The 19,528-nt window shown below is 54.6% G+C and carries 11 protein-coding genes, 2 rRNA genes and 1 other RNA gene; 2 read left to right on the forward strand and 12 right to left on the reverse strand.

Annotated elements, in window-relative coordinates:
• Positions 1-390 precede the first annotated feature (390 nt).
• The 8 genes from HMPREF1121_RS03560 to HMPREF1121_RS03590 all read right to left on the reverse strand — a co-directional run bounded on the left by HMPREF1121_RS03560 (position 391) and on the right by HMPREF1121_RS03590 (position 8,111).
• Entirely contained in the window at positions 391-2,637 is a 2,247-nt protein-coding gene (locus tag HMPREF1121_RS03560; RefSeq protein ID WP_044114660.1) for a nitric-oxide reductase large subunit, read from the reverse strand.
• 280 nt (positions 2,638-2,917) lie between these two features.
• On the reverse strand, positions 2,918-3,625 hold the full coding sequence (locus tag HMPREF1121_RS03565; protein ID WP_044114661.1) for an LrgB family protein: 708 nt from the start codon (positions 3,623-3,625) through the stop codon (positions 2,918-2,920).
• A gap of 2 nt (positions 3,626-3,627) precedes the next feature.
• Positions 3,628-3,975, reverse strand: coding sequence for a CidA/LrgA family protein (locus tag HMPREF1121_RS03570; protein WP_009432114.1), 348 nt, complete (start codon positions 3,973-3,975; stop codon positions 3,628-3,630).
• 62 nt (positions 3,976-4,037) lie between these two features.
• Complete coding sequence (locus tag HMPREF1121_RS03575; RefSeq protein WP_044114662.1) at positions 4,038-5,387, reverse strand: YihY/virulence factor BrkB family protein; 1,350 nt, start codon at positions 5,385-5,387, stop codon at positions 4,038-4,040.
• Positions 5,388-5,495: 108 nt separating this feature from the next.
• Positions 5,496-5,889, reverse strand: an RNA gene (gene rnpB / locus HMPREF1121_RS08640) — RNase P RNA component class A.
• 16 nt (positions 5,890-5,905) lie between these two features.
• Positions 5,906-7,018, reverse strand: a complete 1,113-nt coding sequence (locus HMPREF1121_RS03580) for an Mrp/NBP35 family ATP-binding protein (RefSeq protein WP_009432109.1) — start codon at positions 7,016-7,018, stop codon at positions 5,906-5,908.
• 10 nt (positions 7,019-7,028) lie between these two features.
• Positions 7,029-7,775 (reverse strand): tRNA (guanosine(46)-N7)-methyltransferase TrmB, encoded by a 747-nt coding sequence (gene trmB, locus HMPREF1121_RS03585; protein WP_044114663.1) that lies wholly within the window; start codon positions 7,773-7,775, stop codon positions 7,029-7,031.
• Positions 7,776-7,781: 6 nt separating this feature from the next.
• A complete protein-coding gene (locus HMPREF1121_RS03590) occupies positions 7,782-8,111 on the reverse strand; it encodes a hypothetical protein (protein ID WP_044114664.1) in 330 nt (109 codons plus the stop codon).
• A gap of 516 nt (positions 8,112-8,627) precedes the next feature.
• Here HMPREF1121_RS03590 and HMPREF1121_RS03595 point away from each other — a divergent pair.
• Positions 8,628-9,494 (forward strand): tetratricopeptide repeat protein, encoded by an 867-nt coding sequence (locus HMPREF1121_RS03595; RefSeq protein ID WP_044114665.1) that lies wholly within the window; start codon positions 8,628-8,630, stop codon positions 9,492-9,494.
• On the forward strand, positions 9,494-12,556 hold the full coding sequence (locus tag HMPREF1121_RS03600) for a PD-(D/E)XK nuclease family protein (RefSeq protein WP_044114666.1): 3,063 nt from the start codon (positions 9,494-9,496) through the stop codon (positions 12,554-12,556). The genes HMPREF1121_RS03595 and HMPREF1121_RS03600 overlap by 1 nt, the downstream gene beginning before the upstream one ends.
• A gap of 140 nt (positions 12,557-12,696) precedes the next feature.
• Here the strand turns inward: HMPREF1121_RS03600 and HMPREF1121_RS03605 are convergent, their stop codons facing one another.
• From HMPREF1121_RS03605 to HMPREF1121_RS03615, 4 genes are all read right to left on the reverse strand, one after another.
• The gene (locus tag HMPREF1121_RS03605; protein WP_156946039.1) at positions 12,697-14,982 is read right to left on the reverse strand and encodes a hypothetical protein; all 2,286 of its coding nucleotides are present in this window, start codon (positions 14,980-14,982) and stop codon (positions 12,697-12,699) included.
• Positions 14,960-15,121: a hypothetical protein gene (locus HMPREF1121_RS08795; protein ID WP_156946040.1), complete on the reverse strand. Its 162-nt coding sequence runs from the start codon at positions 15,119-15,121 to the stop codon at positions 14,960-14,962. The genes HMPREF1121_RS03605 and HMPREF1121_RS08795 overlap by 23 nt, the downstream gene beginning before the upstream one ends.
• 392 nt (positions 15,122-15,513) lie before the next feature.
• Positions 15,514-15,623 (reverse strand): 5S ribosomal RNA (rrf, locus tag HMPREF1121_RS03610).
• 82 nt (positions 15,624-15,705) lie between these two features.
• Positions 15,706-18,599 (reverse strand): 23S ribosomal RNA (locus HMPREF1121_RS03615).
• Positions 18,600-19,528: the final 929 nt, after the last annotated feature.

A 19,528-nucleotide genomic window follows, 5' to 3' on the forward strand; every position in this document is an offset into this window, starting at 1 on the left:
ATACCTCTCCGAAGTGATACACAAGCCCTCTGCCTTATCGCGCGTATTCCCCTTATCCAGCGAAGGGAAAAGCATTGTTCTCGTGAAGAAAAAAGCACCTTCCCATAGTGGTATTCTTCTATCTACGCACGTAGTCTTAAAGACCAGGCACGCAAATCCAAATATCCACGCACGTAGATTTATCGTCCACGTACGTAGCCCAAACTTATCTGCCACTCGTCCACAACTTTATATCCATACGCGGAGCAACAAACTAATATAGGTTCACACCACCCTCCCCTATTCGCACACCGAGCGCCCTCCCGTGAGCGGGGTATAAACGTAAGCAGAGGCTACCACCGCTCCCATGGGAGCAGTGATAGCCTCTGCTATCGAAATAGAGTGAAGGGACTAACGCGTACCCTTGCGCGACCAGCCGAACTGCAGGCCGAAGATGAAGACCACCAGCAGCAGCTCCCCGACACCGAGGATTAGGTCACCAGGCATACGCATCCAGCGGATCAGCTGCATGTGATCCTGCTGCATGAACTCTGCCGAGCGAGCCGACCAGTAGGCATTCGTGATCGATTCGTGCGCCTGCAGGATACCGATGGGCAGGACGCTCACCGTCACCATCAGGAAGAGCCCGATATTGATCATCCAGAAGGCCGTACCGATGAGCTTGTCATTCCACTTGTAGTCGGGGTAGAGACCACGCAGGCAGAAGAGCATCAGCCCGATACCCAGGATACCATAGACCCCGAAGAGTGCCGCATGACCATGCACAGCTGTCGTATTCAGCCCCTGCAGGTAGTACAGTGCGATAGGAGGATTGATAGCGAAGCCGAAGATACCTGCCCCGAGGAAGTTCCAGAAGCACATAGCGATGAAGCAGTAGATAGGCCACTTATAGGCTTCGATCCATTCGGTAGACTTCGAGAGCTTATAGTTGTGGTAAGCCTCCATACCGATGAGCACCAGCGGCACGATCTCCAGAGCGCTGAAGGTAGCACCAAGTGCCAGCACCGCCGTCGGCGTAGCGCTGAAGTAGAGGTGGTGGAAGGTACCGAGGATCCCCCCCGAGAGGAAGATGATCGTCGAGAAGAGTACCGAGACCGTAGCCGACTGGATACGCAGCAGACCAAGACGGCAGAAGAGGAAGGCAGCCACGACCGTAGCAAAGACTTCGAAGAAGCCTTCTACCCAGAGGTGCACGACCCACCAGCGCCAGTATTCGGCGATAGCCATGTGCGTCTGACGGCCGTACATCAGCCCAGCAGCATAGAAGAAGGCGATAGCCAGCGAGGCGATGATGAAGAGCGTCAGGAGGTGACGATTCTCATCCTTGCGCTTGAGAGCGGGGATCAGTGCGCGGATCATGAGGAAGAGCCACAGCACGAGCCCTACCAGCAGCAGGATCTGCCAGAGACGGCCAAGCTCTACGTATTCGTAGCCCTGGTGTCCAAGCCAGAAGTTCTGGATGAGGCCGAGCTTCTGCATGACACCGAGCCACTGTCCGACGAGCGAACCAGCGACGACGAAGATGAGTGCGCCGAAGAGCACATTCACCCCGAGGCGCTGGAACTTAGGCTCGACACCCGACACAGCAGGTGCGATGTAGAGCCCCGTAGCCAGCCAAGAGGTAGCGATCCAGAGGATAGCCAGCTGGACGTGCCAGCTACGTGATACCGCCTGAGGGAGGAAGTCCTGAATAGGTAGCCCGAAGAGTGCGTCACCCTCGACCCCATAGTGTGCCGTGATCGCCCCGAGGACCATCTGCACGAGGATGAGGATCGACACGATCCAGATGTACTTCGTCGTAGCGCGCATCGAGGGCGTAGGCTTCATACCACGCAGCGGATCAGAGGTGGGCAGGACGCCTACCTCGTCTTCCTTCGACTGAGCATAGTAGTAGACGAGGATACCGACGCAGGTCAGCAGCATCAGCACGCTGAAGCCCGACCAGAGGTGGAGCGACGTGGGAGCGATATTGCCGATCGTGGGGTCGTGAGGCCAGTTGTTGGTGTAGCTGACATCCGTACCAGGGCGGTTCGTGACGCAGACCCACGAAGCCCAAGCGAAGAAGGCGCTCATCTGCTCCATCTTGCGGGGATCTTCGATGCTCTTATCGCGCAGGGCGTAGGCCGAGCGGAGCTTCACGAACTCAGGCGAATTGTCGCCGAGGAAGAGCTTTGCGTAGTAGGCACCCAGCTCGTGGGCGACCTCAGCACGCAGCGGCGAGTACGTGATGACGCCCGTCGCTTCGTCGAAGGTGTTCTTACGCACCTCCTCACGCAGGAGGACCTGATACTTAGCCTGCTCAGCGGCAGGGAGTGAAGCATAGTCCAGACCGTCACGCTCGGCGAACTTCTTCAGCAGGAGCTCAGCCTCACGGTGCAGGTAGTCAGCGGACCAGTCGGGAGCGATATACGCCCCGTGGCCCCATACGCTACCCACGGTCTGACCACCGATGGACTGCCAGACGTTTTGGCCGTCCTTAATGTCTTGACCTTCGAAGAGCGTCGTGCCATCCGTCGTCACCACCTTCGTTGGGAAGGGTGGCATCGTGCGGAAGATCTCCAGCCCAAAGAAGCCAAGTACACCGAACGACAGCAGGATGACTGCCGCCAGTGCATACCATAGTTTCTTAGGAGTCATGGTTAGTTGTGAGAATAATTACGCTTATACTTAACTTTGCTTTACAACTACTTGCGCAATGCAAATAGAAACCATTCAAATATAAGTGTTATTTATTTATTCACACTCATCAGCTCGATGAAATTGGCGAAAACCATGCACACAACCCTACTACACAGGGGGTAGAGATTGACATACTGGCTCTACGGAAATAGACGGTGGGTGGCTACGAATTGGTACAAAAAAGCCCCGAAGACCTAAGGCCTTCGGGGCTTGTGATAGCGAGTTGGGGGACGTATGCTTAGCCGAACCAGCGAGCAAAGAGCGGCAGGAGGATGGAGGTCATCAGCCCCATGATACCGATCGCCAGCCCACTCAGAGCGCCTTCGATAGCACCCATCTGGATCGCTGCAGCCGTACCGATACCATGCGATGAAGCACCCATCGCCAGCCCCTTCGCCACCGGGCTCTTGATCTTCATCAGCTTCATGATCGGAGGGCCGATGATACTACCGATGATACCCGCACAGACTACGATGACCGCCGTCAGCCCGGGGATACCACCGTTGTTACCTGCCAGCTCCATCGCGATAGGCGTCGTCACGGACTTCGGTGCAAGCGAAGCGATGAGCGAGCTCTTTACGCCGAGTAAATGACCGACACCGACGATAGAGCCGATACCCACCATAGCACCGATGGTGATAGCTACGATGATAGAGATCGCGTTCTTCTTCAGATGTGCCACCTGCTCATAGAGGATGTAGCCGAGAGCGACGACCGAGGGACCAAGCATGAAGTGAATCATACGGCTCCCTTCGCGGAAGGTCTCATAGGGCACCTTCAGAGCGGTGAGGATGAGGATCAGCTCGATGATTGTCATCAGCACAGGGTGGAGCAGCGAGTGCAGTACAGGTACTTGCACCCAGCGATGGATCTTGATATTGATGAGGTAGAGGCCTATGACGAACGTGATCGTGAAGACCTCGCTATGGAAGAAGTGCTCGAGCATGATTACTTACGCCTCCTTTCCATTTGATCCTGTACATAGGCCACCGAAGCGATGACGAGGATAGAGCTGACGATGACCGCCACCAGAATGACCCACCAATTGGCCACCACGGTATCCAGCTGCGCCATCAGCCCCACACCAGCAGGGATGAAGAAGAGCCCCATGTTGTCCGTCAGAGCACGAGCAGGAGAGTCGATCTGATGCACCTTGACGAGCTTCAGCTGCAGCGCCAGGAAGAGAAGGAGCATCCCGAGGACGCTACCTGGTACAAATCCCCCCATCAGATAGGAGAGAAATTCGCCTATCCAGTAGAAGAGGAAGATGAAGAATATCTTGATAAGTGTCTGCATAAGCAATCGTAGTGTGCTACACCTCGCTGGGGATACAGAGCGGAGTGCAGCGGAGGAGTGGCCTATACGAGGTCACGCAGGAGGACGTCCGCACGCTCACGGACGGCAGCATAGGCACGGGTACGCGCCTGCCATGCGGCAGCGTGCACGCCGCTGAGCTTGAGCGAAAGGAGTTCGCCACCGAAGCGATCAATATGATCGAGGAGCACACCGAGCGTGAGGCGGTCGGGCGCGATGTTGGGGCAGTAGTAGCCACCCATGACTTCGTCCTTGCCGTAGTTCACCTCGATGAGTACGCCCATTCGTGTGAGCTGGCTCAGTGCCTCCTGCGTCTGTCTCAGCGGAAGGTCGCAGGCAGCAGCCAAGGTCTCCGCACGGTAAGGCTCGGGATCCTCCGAGGTATAGCGTGCCGTGATATGCGCCACGAGGGCGATGAAGACGGTATCGGCATAGCGGCGCGAGAGCGGACGGCTATTGGGAGGCGAGGTGAAGTGCCAGACGTGCTGTATGGAGTAGGAGATCTGCGCACCAAGCAGGATGATGATCCAAGAAAGCTGGATCCAGAGGAGCGCCAGTGGCACGGCAGCGAAGCTCCCGTAGATCGCGTTGTAGCGTGAGATCCACAGCACCCCATTGATGTAGAGAGCCTGGAAGATCTGGAAGGCAATCCCCGCGATAAGTCCTGCGATGAGGGCGGGGATGAAGTGTACCCGCACGTTTGGCACGAAGAAGTACAGACAGACGAAGCCGAGCGTCACGAGGACATAGGGCACGAGACCGAGGATCTGTGTCGTGAGGGCTGAGATGATCCCCAGCTCACCGAGGTAGGTATTACTCAGGGTGGAGAGGAAGAGCGTCGTACCGCTCGAGATGGTGAGCAGTAGCGGGAAGAGGATGAAGGCGCCGAGGTAGTTGATCACACGGCGTGACCAAGGGCGGGCATAGGGTGCTTGCCAGAGGCGATTGAAGGCATCTTCGATGGTCGAGATCAGCATCAGTACCGTGTAGAAGAGTACCGCCAGACCGACACCGATGAAGAGGCCACCCTGCACCTGCGATAGGTAGTTCTCGACGTAGGCAAAGGCCTTCCCGAACTCCACCTCATGCCCTGGGAGGGCCCGCATCAAGGCATCACGCACCGTCTCCTGCAGTCCGAAGCCCTTAGCGATACCGATGATGACCGCCAGGATAGGCACCAGCGAGAGGACCGTGCTGTAGGTGAGCGAACCCGCGAGCGAACCGATACCCTCCTCGATATAGGCCTGTATCGTCATGTAGAGCACACGCAGCGTCGCCACCCCGAGACGGGTAGGAGCTGCGAGCGAAGCGCGTGTCAGGCGCCACATATCGAGCGTCACAAAGCGCCAAGCAGCGAGGGCTTGCGCCTCTATATGCCGCAGTACGTTAGGCATGGAATGAGGGTAATGAGGATAGGATAAGTGATCTCGTCGAGAGGGAAGGAGGATGGGAGCGGGACACACCCGCTACCATGAGAGGGATATGAAGAAGAAGCGCGCAATAGAAGCAGTGGAGCTATAAGCCGAGTTCTGTACCCGTGGGCGGTCACCCACCCGACGGGTGTCTGTCATTTATCTGGGATGGTAGTCACCTACCACCTCGTGCGGTCTACCCTCCGACTGGGGCGAGCAACCCTCGTAGCGTCGGTTTACATGACCTTGCAACCCATAGGATGTACGGCAGTATGTATTGCTACACACTCCGGTGAGCTCTTACCTCACCTTTTCACCATCACCGCGGGGGATCGAGTCCTCCGTGGCTGTCATTCTCTGTTACACCTACCTACCCTCGCGGATAGCTTCCCGTTAGGAAGTATGGCGCTCTGCGTTGCCCGGACGTTCCTCACACGCTCTTCAGCACAAGACTAAAGAGGTGCGCGACAGACCGCCCCACTGCTCTATAGCGTCTTCTTTTATTTCTGTAGCTCTACACGCTGGGTCGGAGCTTGCTCAGCGTTGCGACGCTCGATCTGCTCGACGACATTGCGTGCCAGCGTGCGGAAGTAGATCCCCATCAGACTATCGCGCTGCGTGGCGATGGGCTCGCCACCGTCACCGCATTCGCAGATACTCTGGATGAGGGGGATCTGCCCGAGCAGAGGAATGTCCAGCTCTTCAGCCAGTTCCTTACCACCATCACGCCCGAAGATATAGTATTTGTTCTGTGGAAGCTCGGCAGGAGTGAACCATGCCATATTCTCCACCAGCCCAAGGATGGGGACCTGTACGTGCTCGTCGAGGAACATCCCCACGCCCTTGATGGCATCTGCCAGGGCTACCTGCTGGGGCGTCGTGACGATGAGTGCGCCCGTCAGGCCCAGCGTCTGCACCAGCGTCAGGTGAATATCGCTCGTCCCTGGAGGTAGGTCGATGAGCAGATAGTCCAGCTCACCCCAGTTCGTCTCCGTGAGGAGCTGCTTGAGGGCGTTGCTCGCCATACTACCGCGCCAGAGCACGGGGCTCTCCTTATTAACGAAGAAGCCGATAGAGAGCATGCGCACGCCGAAGCGCTCGACGGGTGCGATGAGCTCCTGCCCGTCGACGTCCTCGAGGACGGGGCGCTCATCTTCGCAGCCGAACATCTTAGGCTGTGAAGGACCGAAGATATCGGCATCCAGCAGCCCGACCTTATACCCTGCTTGGGCTAAGGCTACGGCGAGGTTAGCGGAGACAGTGCTCTTCCCGACGCCTCCCTTACCGGAGAAGATCGCCAGCGTATTCTTTACCTTCGGCAGCAGTGGTAGGCTATCCTGAGGTACGACCTCGGGGACCTTCACGCTGATATTCCCCTCGATCTGGACCTCAGGGCTGACGTAGGTGAGGATGGCTTTCTCAGCGGCCTTGACGACCGACTTGATGAAGGGGGAATTGGGCTTGTCGAAGATAAGCGAGAAGCTCACCTTCATACCCTCGATACGGATATCGTCCTCGACCATGCCGGCCGTGACTAAGTCCTGGCCCGTACCTGGGTAGCGGACACGGCGCAGGGCGTCGAGGATGAGGTTGGGATATAGTGTGATGGGCATAGAAATAGCGCTATTGGACTCTGCGTGAGCGGCTGAAGCTGCGGTAGCTATCGGGCTCGATCTCGATGTCGGGCTCGACGAAGCCGCCGGCAGGCTCCTTGGGGATGAAGTGGAGGTACTTGATCGTCAGACCACGGCTCAGCCACTGACGCTCGTAGTACGTCTTGATCCCGAGGATCTTATCCTCAAAAGCTCCGTCATAGAGATCGGCCGTATCGGTCAGGATCTCCTGATGGTTCAGCTCGACGAAAGCCTTGGTATAGGTGTAGAGGAAGGGGCTATCAGTCTTGAGATGGATCGAACCACCAGGGCGCAGCACCTCGAGATAGCGACGGATGAAGCGCGAGGAGGTCAGGCGCTTCGTCACCTTCTTCATCTGGGGGTCGGGGAAGGTGATCCAGATCTCATCGACTTCGCCAGGAGCGAAGAAGCTCGTCAGGGACTCAATCTCCCCACGTAGGAAGGCGACATTCGTCATACCCGCCTCGTGCGAAGCCTTCGCCCCCGTCCAGATGCGGGCGCCCTTGACGTCCACACCGATGAAGTTCTTCTCTGGATACAGCTCACCGAGACCTACGGTGTACTCGCCCTTACCACAGCCGAGCTCCAAGACGATGGGGCGGTCGTTGTGGAAGAAGTCCTCACGCCAGCGCCCACGCAGGGGGAAGACCTCCTGCTGCAGACGCGCAAAGGAATACTGGAGCACATGGGGGAAGGTCTCCATCTCGGCGAACTTCGCCAGCTTGTTCTTTCCCACAGGCGATTAGTCGAAGAGGTTAATGCTCTCGCAGTACTCGAGCTCACCCTGCACGACGAAGCGAATCTGGTCGGGATCGAACTTCCCTACCCCATCCTTCTGAGCGTTGCGCACGACATAGTCGACCAGCTCGTCCTCATCGATCTCGATGGGCTCTTCGTCGTCGGCATCATCGTCACTCAGATAGCCACGGCTCTCGTAGTAGTCATAGATGAGGTCTACGAAGTAAACGATATCATCATCGGAGAGGAGCTCCTTGAGCTCCTGGGGGATATAGTTGCGGATGAAGGCCACCGAAGCGGTATCATCATATCCAAGCAGTTCGTCTTCTACCATAATATATTTATAGGGAGGGGCTTGCCCAGTGAGGCAAGGCTATAGTTACCCGTGCAAAGTTAATAAAAAGCCCCCACGGCAGGGGCGGAAGGGTGATATTCACACCCACGCCATAAGCCATCAATGCAGGCGCGAAGGAGGCTACCCGATCAGCCACACCCTGCGACCTCCCCCACGAAGCTGTGCTCTACAGGATTTACTTCTCTGGAGGAAAATCAAGGAATAGCAGTGGTATGACTTCTCATGGGGACGAATAAAAGTGACGGACCTATGGATGATAAGCTGAATCTATGTGCGTAGTCCTTAAATCCACGTACATAGTCTTTCGGATTTACGCACCTGGTCTTTAAGACTACGTGCATGGACAGCAGAAAAGCACTACAGGACGCTACTTTTTCTTCACGGGAATAGCGTTTTCCCCTCTACTGGATCAAGACGTATGCTATATCGAGAATGAGCAGTATCTTTGATAGATAGGGGAGGCTCCTTTACTTAGCCCCTCCCCCACTCCATTCGATGACTCGCTCCAGACAGATAATTCCCTTTGCCCTCATAGCCCTCTGCATAGGCCTCTTCTTAGCGCCACTTCGTGCCTCCGCCCAAGAGCAGACGACAGCGCCCATTGATAGCACCCGCTATACCCGCCTCATCGACTCCTGCTTCACAGCAGGCAACCGCGGGGACTACGCTGCTGCCGAAGCCTTCCTCGCAGAGGCTCTGCGACTCAATCCCCCTGCATCCCTGCAGCCTATGCTCCTCAATAACCTCGGGGGACTTCAGCTCCTGCAGGGTAAGGACGATGCCGCCCTCCTCTCCTTCTCCTCCGCTCTCAGCAAGGATGCCCACGAAGCAACGACGCGCTTCAACCGCGCCAAGCTCTTCGTCCAGCGTAAGGAGTACAAGGCAGCCCTCACGGACTTCGCCCTCCTTCTCAGCGACCATCCGAAGAACGAGCTCTACCGCTACCAGCGCGCGATGGTCTACCTGCTGACGAAGGAGTATGACCTGGCCGAGGCTGACCTCAAGACCATCATCGAGGAGAATGACAGCTCGCTCAAGGCACGCATAGGCTATGCCCTGCTGGAGACGATGCGTGGACGCTACGACGAGGCCGAGCGCCTCTATGCCTTCCTCACGGACAAGCTCCCGAAGAATGCCGAGGTTCTCGAGGGACGCGCACGTATGTATATGGCTAAGGGTATGCGTGGCTTCGCCCAGCGCGATATCCGTCAGGCCTTTGAGCTCCTCGGAGGCCGTGCACCAGCTACCCTCTACCGCCTACGTGCTGAGCTGAATACCACCCTTGGCAACACCAAGGAGGCGGCCGAGGACCTGCGCCGTGCCGAAGAGCTGGAGAATCCTAAGAACACCGCCAAGCGCTAATGAGCCATACCGCCCCCTTCCTCAAGCAAGTCGCGGCCCACTACTATCAGCAAGGGGCCGAAGAGCTCTCCAAGCTACGCTTCATCTTCCCCTCGAAGCGTGCCCTCTCCTTCTTCCGCCATCACCTGAGCCAGCTGGCTACCTCACGCCCCCTCTTCGCCCCACGGATGGAGACGGTGAGCGAATTCATGCATAGCCTCCAGCCTCAGGTGCAGATCCTCGACAAGACAGCGCTCCTCTTCAAGCTCTACCAGACCTACTGCGAGGTACGTGCCGAGCGAGGGGAGCTGACCGAGAGCTTCGATGAGTTCCTCTACTGGGGCAACATTATCCTCAAGGACTTCGAGACCTGCGACCGCTATCTGGTGCGCACCGATCACCTCTATCGCAACCTGAGAGACATCAAGGAGATCTCCGACGACTTCAGCTACCTCACCGAAGAAGCCCGCGAGATGATCCAGGGCTTCTGGGGCGATTTACCCAGCCTTCAGAGCATCAGCGAGGACGACGACAAGGGCTACAAGAAGCGCTTCCTCTCCTTCTGGGAGTGCCTCGCCCCGCTATATGAGCGATTCACCACCAGCCTGCAGGCAGAGGGTTACGTCTATGACGGGCTGCTCTATCTCCGTGCTGCCGAGGCAAAGGAAGAGGTACTTGATCAGCTGGCGGGGGATGAAAAGCTCGTCTTCGTCGGGCTCTTCTACCTCACACCCTCCGAGGAGAAGCTCTTCAAGACCCTCACGAAGGCAGAGCGTGCTGAGTTCTGCTGGGACGCTGCCGTCGAGGTCGTACACGACACCAACCACCCTGCGAGCAAGTACTTCCACAAGCTCTGTAAGGAGTTCGGTCAAGTCGATGGCCCGTGGAAGGAGGGCGCTCGTGCGCACCACCTCCCTCACGAGGTACAGGTCATCGAGTGCTCCAGCCTCCTCTCACAAGCCAAGGGACTCCCGACACTCCTCCAAGAGCTGAACATCGCCGAGGCGACGGAGAACCTCGAGGCAGCTATCATCCTGCCCGATGAAGGGCTCCTTCTCCCCACCGTCAGCTCGATACCCGACGACATCGGCAGTATCAACATCACCCTCGGCTATCCGCTGGACCGCACACCCATCGCCCTCATGCTGAAGCGATGGATCACGCTCATCTCCTTCAACCTCAAGCGGTCGGAGAGCTCGGCACGCTACCCCGCCGACCAGCTCCTCGGACTACTGGGCCAAGGACTGATCACGACACACGCCCCCGAGGCCACACGCCTCATGGAGCATATCCGCCAGAGTAAGCGTTTCTTCGTCCCTGCCAAGGATCTATGGACGGACAAGACGGAGGCCGAGTTCCTGCACCTCCTCCTTGACCCGCTCTCCGAGACGAGCGACCCACTGCAGCGCATCGAGGCCGTACTCCTCCACCTCATCCAATCGGCCCAGCAGGAGATACGGACCAGTGAGCACCACGAAGAGGAGGGCGAGGAGCAAGATACAGCACTCGTATATGAAGGACTCTCGTCCTTCGACATCGAGTTCATCCACCACTACCTGCGCCTCATCAACCGCCTGCAGGGGCTCATCCAGCAGCATCAGATGGTGCTGGGCTTTGAGGCGATGATCCATCTCTTAGAGGGCTTAGTGGGGACTGTGACCATTCCCTTCGAAGGCGATCCACTGCAAGGTCTGCAGGTCATGGGGCTTCTCGAGACACGACTGCTCCACTTCCCCACGATGATCTACCTTTCCGCTCAGGAGGGTGCCCTTCCCACGAAGCGCTATAGCGACACGCTCGTCCCCTACACGCTCCGTCGAGGCTTCGGCCTTCCTACGGGGCGCGCCGAAGAAGACCCAGGGCAGGACTACACCTTCTTCCAGAGTATCGCACGTGCCGAGCGTCTGACCTTCGTCGTAGCCCCTGCCAGCGACGGCTACAACCTCGGCGAAGAGAGCCGCTACATCAGCCTACTCCAGTACATCTACGGCTGCGACATCAAGCGTCGCTCCCTCCGCCTTGAAGCCAAGGCCAAGGAGAGTGCAGGTATCTCGAAGCGCAAAGAGGGGGAGCTATGGGAGCAGTTCGTCTATCGTACGACGACCGACCCCAAGGTGGATCCCGACCGTAAGGCCGTCCGCCCGCTCTCTCCAAGTAGCCTCTCGAAGTACGTTGCCTGTCCGCTGCGCTTCTACTACGAGGCGATCTGTCGCTACCACGAAGAGGATTCCCCCAGCCTGCTCTTGGCTTCAAATGAGTTCGGTACCGTACTGCACCGCGTCATGGAAGAGTTCTACTCAGACCTTACCAAGAGACCAAGCACAGGAGACCAACTCACCTTCACCACCATCACCAAGGAGATGATCGATGAGAAGCTGAAGGCTAAGGACAACATCAGGCAGCGTGTAGAGAAGGCCTATCGTGAAGAGCTTAAGCTCAAGTCGGGCATACCACTCAGCGGACTCTCACGCATCTATTGCCAGACGATCGAGCGCTACGCTCGCGAGCTCCTTGAGTGGGATAGTGCACACGCCGCATCCTTTAGCTACGCTGCGAGCGAGAGTGAGGTCTATGCCGCCTTCACGCTCCCCAGTGGCGAGACCGCCTATCTCGGTGGTATCATCGACCGCATCGACCAAGTCGATGGCAAGTATCGCGTCGTAGACTACAAGACGGGGAATGCCTCACTCACGATCAGCAAGCCCAAGGACAAGAGCGTAAGATGGGAAGAGCGGCTCAAGGATCCCAAGAACAAGGCTATCCTTCAGACGCTGATCTATTGCGCTGGCTTAGCTCAGACCTACAAGCTCGACGAGTCAATGATCCACCCTGCTATCTTCCGCTTCAAAGGAAGTGATGGCTTGGTGACGAAGCAAAAGAAGTACGATCCCCTCCTCACCTTCCCTATTGGCGAAAAGCAAAGCAAAGTAGCAGCCCCTTATGCGGAGGTCAAAGAGTCCTTTGAAGCACTCCTCGTAGAAGAGCTCTTAGCCGAACTCTACGACACCGACCAACCCTTCACACAGACCGAGGACGACGAGCAGTGCGCCTACTGTCCCTTCGCCCTCAGCTGTGGCCGCTAAGGCGAATAATAAGTAGGTAGCACCCGAGCTACCATTCCTCTCACCCTACAAAACACCGAGGTGCCGCATGACTCAGCATCAGCTGAGCACATACGGCACCTCGGCCTTTTATATTATTATCTATCGGAGAAGGCTACCCATTAAGGGTGCTCCTCGGTAGTGAAGGGACGGCAGGAGAAGCGGATAACAGAACGCATATGTTCATTAAATGAGCCCTCTCCATTAATCCAGAACTTAGCACCTTCGGGGGCCATAGCGAGGACATTTTCATCTCCCACCCAATAGAAGGAAGGAGCTCCCTTACCAGCAATCACCTGAGGTGCAGAGTAAGAGCTATAGTAATTGTACAGTGTCTCTATTCTAGAGTATGTGGTACCCAAGCGTTTAGCGAGAGCATTCCACTCTCTTCTATGAGGGAATGTTGGCTTCGAATCCGCTACAAAGGAGGTATAACTGATGGGAAGTATCCGGCGTTCCTTACGTAATGAAGCATCACTCCAGAAGTTCTCGTTGGCTATATCATCCACGCTACCAATAAAGTGTGCTCCTAAATGAATTGCATCAATCTGGAAAGCAACTCTATCGTGTTGTGTCTGCGTCTTTTTATCACTAGCAAACCAAGGAGTCTGCATGTGATAAGGAGGATTACGTCTACCGACAAGCTGAGAATGTAGCATCTGCGTGATATACAAATCCCAAGTTGCTCCAGGAGCCTGAGGATTATTCACTCGCTCATAGCGATAAGCTACACTATACTTATTTGTTCCTCCAAGATTGCGCAGAGCTAACGCATAAACGACATTACCAACGCGGCGGGAGGAAAACTTCGTTGTCCCCGATACAGAGCCGACTTGAGCTGTAACATTAGCCTCATTGACAACTCGTCCACCAACTGTGTTAACAGCTTGGACCCCATGGAAGGGGATAATACTCTCCCATTGCGCTACATTGGGAGAAGTATACTGCCGCCCATTACTAGTTAGATTCACCTGCTTAACATCAGCATAGGTCAGCATAGCAAAGGAATTGACCCCATGCTGTGTGTCAAGCTGATTAGAACTTCCTTGGGGGATGCGACCACCTTTCACAAACTGCCATGGCTCCTTACGCACGAGATTGTACTCCGCCATGTAGTCCAGTGGCGTGTAGGGGTGGTAATAGACCGCATCGAAGTAGACGCTCTTCCCCGAGAGCACCTGCTTAGGATGCTTCTTACCATAGATATAGGTATGCTTAGGCTCGAGGATACGAGCATTGCTACTGGTACCCGTCTCAGCGATAAGTGTCGTAGAGAGATTCGTACTAGCCGTCGTCGTGGGGATAGCCCAGAAGAGAATCGTGGGGATACCAGCTGCGACATTGCGCTTCACATCAGCCCCCACCGAGGTATCGGAGAAGATCTTTGCGCTACTTCCGCCCTGCAGAGAGAAGACATCACCCGTGAAGATCTTTTCATATTCGGGGGTCGAAGCATTGAGCGCAGTAAACTCCTTCTTCGTAGCCGCAGTCTGAGAGGGAATCCACTTCATCAGATTGCCATTATTCGCGCCGCCACGATCGAGTTCTGACTTACCCTTAAAGTCGACCGCTGGCAGGTCATTCTTAGCCAAGCTAAAGTAACCGGCAAAGCTCAGAGAAGTCGATACGATACGCAGTGTATTCACCTTGAGGGCAACCTGTTCGCTCCCCAGACGCTGCTTATACGCATCATCCAGTCTGAGCGTCGCACGGCAAAGGACGCCCTGAGGGAAGACCTCAAGCTTACGCTGCTTCTCAGCCTGCGACCAGTCCTTAGGCCACTTAGGGTGACCATTGGGATAGGTAGGCATCTCCATCCAATGTGATACAGCAGGGATATCCATCACACGCCCTGCAGACGTAGCGACAGGTGCTGCTTCAGGACCGCTGGCACCGAACTTCATCTGCCCAGCATCCTTATCATAGGTCCCCCCCATAGCGATCATGAGATACCACTTCTTACCAGGAGCAAGAGTAGAGCCTGAGCGCAGCTTGATACGCTCCTTCTCAATCTGGTAGTAGCCCGTGGCAGTCTTCACCGCCTTAGCCTCGTAGTAGGTAGGCTCATCATTGCCACTGCTGCGGATGATGCAGAGTACGGGAAGCTCATTAGGGAGCGTGATACCATGACGCCCCTTAGCATTGAGCGTAGGGCTGACCGTAGCAGAGATACCACGGAGCGTGCTCTCCGTCTCCTCGTTGAAGGTGATATTGAAGTCCGCTGCGAGCGGGAAGTCAATATCTCCCTCACGATAAGAGGTAGTAGCCTCTTGAGCAGTCTTGGTCTGTACGGGTTCGGAGGTCGCTTCATTGCGACAAGAGGCAAAGAGCCCCATGGCTGCGAGAGCCAGTAGCGGGAAGGTACGACCCATCCAGCGAGAGATACTAATAGTCGTTGTCTGGTTCATAACCTTGGATTTCATCAAAACGATAGTCGACAGGAGCCGAAGGATCAACAAGCAGATCACCCGTATGGAGCGTATAGAGCTCCAGTGCGGGCGCTACGTAAGCCTCCTTTGAGGGAAGCATTGAGTACATTTTACTCATGTGAAGAATTAGTTTCTATAATAGAATAGAGATAGGGAGTAGATACGTCTTACTAATCAAAAGCAAGCCCAACTCAGGTGCTGGTGATCCCCAATTCACAGGACGCAACCAGCCAAATTGCGTGCAAACGTACGACAATAAAGGCAAAAGCTCAACACCGACACTGGGCCCCGCATCAAAAGCTCTCCTCATCAGCAATCCATACTGAGGCTAAGTTGATTTGTAAACAACTATTGTACTGCAGATGGAGTACTATTGGTTTGGGTTTCAAATGACTATTCGTTTCGCCTCCGAAGGAATAGTCCTTCGGATATGAAGTACTACTGATTTGAGGTAGGCGTATAAACGACGATAGGGTGACGAAGCTTGCGGCTCCATCACCCTATCTCTTAAAATGGCGGCTACCTACTCTCCCACAAAACGCAGTACCATCGGCACGATTGGGCTTAACTTCTCTGTTCGGAATGGGAAGAGGTGGAACCCCAACGTTATAACCACCTAAATATCTCTGTATTTAGACAATCATTGACTTGATAAAAACGCACAATACTCACTCACGTATCGCTAAGTCGGTATACAACCTCAGGCAAAAACTTTCGGGCAATTAGTACTACTCGGCTATGACGTCACCGCCTTTACACCTGTAGCCTATCAAGGTCATCGTCTATAACCACCCTTATAATGAGATCTAATCTTGAGGCAAGCTTCGTACTTAGATGCTTTCAGCACTTATCTCAACCGAACGTAGCTACTCGGCAATACGCCTGGCGGCATAACCGATAAACCAGCGGTTCGTCCAACACGGTCCTCTCGTACTAGTGTCAGGCCCCCTCAAATCTCAAACGCCCACAACAGATAGAGACCGAACTGTCTCACGACGTTCTGAACCCAGCTCGCGTGCCACTTTAATGGGCGAACAGCCCAACCCTTGGGACCTTCTCCAGCCCCAGGATGTGACGAGCCGACATCGAGGTGCCAAACCGCTCCGTCGATATGAGCTCTTGGGAGCGATCAGCCTGTTATCCCCGGAGTACCTTTTATCCTTTGAGCGATGGCCCTTCCATACGGAACCACCGGATCACTATGCTCTAGTTTCCTACCTGTGCGACTTGTTAGTCTCCCAGTCAAGCACCCTTGTGCCATTACACTCTACGACCGGTTACCAATCGGTCTGAGGGTACCTTTAGAAGCCTCCGTTACACTTTTGGAGGCGACCACCCCAGTCAAACTACCCACCATGCAATGTCCTCGCATCCGCGAGTTAGAACCCAAATAACAAAAGGGCCGTATTTCAACGGCGACTCCACGAATACTGGCGTACCCGCTTCACAGTCTCCGGCCTATCCTACACATTTGTTACCCAAATCCAATGCAAAGCTATAGTAAAGGTTCACGGGGTCTTTTCGTCCCGTTGCGGGTAATCGGCATCTTCACCGATACTACAATTTCACCGAGCTCGCGGTTGAGACAGTACCCAGATCGTTACACCATTCGTGCAGGTCGGAACTTACCCGACAAGGAATTTCGCTACCTTAGGACCGTTATAGTTACGGCCGCCGTTTACTGGGGCTTCAATTCAATGCTTCTCTTGCGATGACATCTCCTCTTAACCTTCCAGCACCGGGCAGGTGTCAGGCTATATACAGTATCTTTCGATTTAGCATAGCCATGTGTTTTTGTTAAACAGTCGCCTGGGCCTATTCTCTGCGGCTCACAGCCTTCACTGTGAGCGTCCTTTATTCCGAAGTTACAGGACTATTTTGCCTAGTTCCTTAACCGCGAATCACTCGAGCGCCTTAGTATACTCAACCCAACCACCTGTGTCGGTTTGTGGTACGGGTAATCATGCAATATGCTTAGCGGATTTTCTTGGGAGCACCGTTACAGTTGTCCATATCTCCTTGTGCAAGCACTCAGAGTACTGTCAGGTTCGGATCTCCGAGCGGATTTGCCTACTCAGATCAACTCCTACACCCTTCAACCACCTATTCCGTCAGGTGGCAGGACCGTCACATCTCCGTCTCCACATCGCTCACATAATTAGTACCGGAATATTAACCGGTTCTTCCATCGGGTGCGCCGTTCGGCTTCCCCTTAGGCCCCGACTAACCCTGATCCGATTAGCGTTGATCAGGAACCCTTAGTCTTTCGGCGAGGAGGTTTCTCACCTCCTTTATCGTTACTTATACCTACATTTGCTTTTCTAGAAGCTCCAGCAAGAGTTGTCCTCTCACCTTCAGCGCCGCTAGAATGCTCCCCTACCGATGTTTACACATCCCACAGCTTCGGTAAATAGCTTATGCCCGATTATTATCCACGCCAAAGCACTCGACTAGTGAGCTGTTACGCACTCTTTAAATGAATGGCTGCTTCCAAGCCAACATCCTAGCTGTCTTCGCACTCTGACTTCGTTTGGTCAACTTAGCTATTATTTCGGGACCTTAGCCGATGGTCTGGATTCTTCTCCTCTCGGACATGGACCTTAGCACCCATGCCCTCACTCCGTGGATCTAACTTAACGTGCATTCGGAGTTTGTCTGGACTTGATAGCCGGTGAAAGCCTCGCATCCAATCAGTCGCTCTACCTCACGTAAGAAACTCCACAGGCTGCACCTAAATGCATTTCGGGGAGTACGAGCTATCTCCAAGTTTGATTAGCCTTTCACCCCTACCCTCAGTTCATCCGAAAGCTTTTCAACGCTTACCGGTGCGGTCCTCCAGTTGGTTTTACCCAACCTTCAACCTGACCAAGGGTAGATCACTTGGTTTCGCGTCTACTCCCTCTGACTAAAACGCCCTATTCAGACTCGCTTTCGCTTCGGCTCACGTGACTCTTCATCACTTAACCTTGCCAGAGAAAGTAACTCGTAGGTTCATTATGCAAAAGGCACGCAGTCACAGCACAGGGCTGCTCCTACCGCTTGTAGGCAGACGGGTTCAGGATCTATTGCACTCCTCTGTTCGAGGTTCTTTTCACCTTTCCCTCACGGTACTGGTTCACTATCGGTCTCTCGGGAGTATTTAGCCTTACGGGATGGGCCCCGCAGATTCACACAGGATTTCACGTGTCCCGCGCTACTCAGGATACCTCTAAGTCCAACGAAGATTTTCGGATACACAGCTATCATGTTCTATGGCCGGCCTTTCCAGACCGTTCTCCTAATCTTGTCTTCCTATATCGAGGTCCTACAACCCCAGTTTTGCCGAAACAAATCTGGTTTGGGCTGTTCCCCGTTCGCTCGCCACTACTAAGGGAATCACTTTTGTTTTCTTCTCCTATGGGTACTTAGATGTTTCAGTTCCCCACGTTCGCTCACTGCTCTGCAGTGTGACATGTCTTCTACATGCCGGGTTGCCCCATTCGGAAATCTACGGATCAATTTGTATGTGCCAATCCCCGTAGCTTATCGCAGCTTATCACGTCCTTCGTCGCCTCCGAGAGCCAAGGCATCCACCGTCTGCCCTTATCTGTTTTTGCGCCTAACGTACTTCTAACATTGCTATCAGAAAGCACGCAGGTTGTATACTAACTTATTATATATGCTCTACGTTGTTTTCTCGTTTGTTTTTATCAAGTATGTCAATGATCGCTAAGAGGGCCGCTGGTGTGAACCTTGTGACACCTCTTTTGAGTCAATCATAAGTAAGTCACCTTACTTATATCGTCGTCGCTAACGTCTGTCTTCCCTTCCTCAGCTACCCTCGCTCGGGTCAGCTCTTCTTCGAGGCGGTTCGTTTCTCGTTTGCGGTTGCAAAGATAGAGCAAAAACTAAATACAAACCAAATCTTACCGCAAAATATTTCTCAACACCGCCCGTTGAGTTGCATTCATTTCCCCATAAGCAAGAGAGTTACAGGGGGCAAAAAAAATTTCATTCTCTTGGGGAGGATGGGCGATTTCGTGGGAGAAGAACGAGGTCTCTGATAGGGGAAGAGGTGTGCTTGGTGCGGATAAAAGGCGTGCGGGAAGGGAAAAGGCGCTACATACTACCCTACCCCACTCAATACATATAGGCAAGAGTGATATCAACCTATATTGGTCGGCGGGCAAACCTATATAGGTCGGTGCTTCGACCTATATAGCTTCGTACCACCCTACTAAAGGTAGCCTTCCCACTACCCCACCAAAGAGAAGAAAGCAACCAGTACTGGTCACCATTCCAACCACTACTGGTCGCTATTAGTGACCAGTACTACTTCGCCGTGTGACCAGTACTGCTCCGACCACCGACCAGTACTGGTCGTTTTCACTACCCAATAAAAGCGCCGTCCGCCTACCCCACAAAGGGGATAGGCGGACGGCGTTGTTTACTCTACCTATATTATTAAGGAGCGGTATATAACGAAGCGAGGCGGTGACCAGCTGGGTAGCCAGTCACCGCCTCGCGATGGGTGAGAAGATCGATA

It is taken from the genome of Porphyromonas sp. KLE 1280 (assembly GCF_000700805.1).
Classification (GTDB): domain Bacteria; phylum Bacteroidota; class Bacteroidia; order Bacteroidales; family Porphyromonadaceae; genus Porphyromonas; species Porphyromonas pasteri.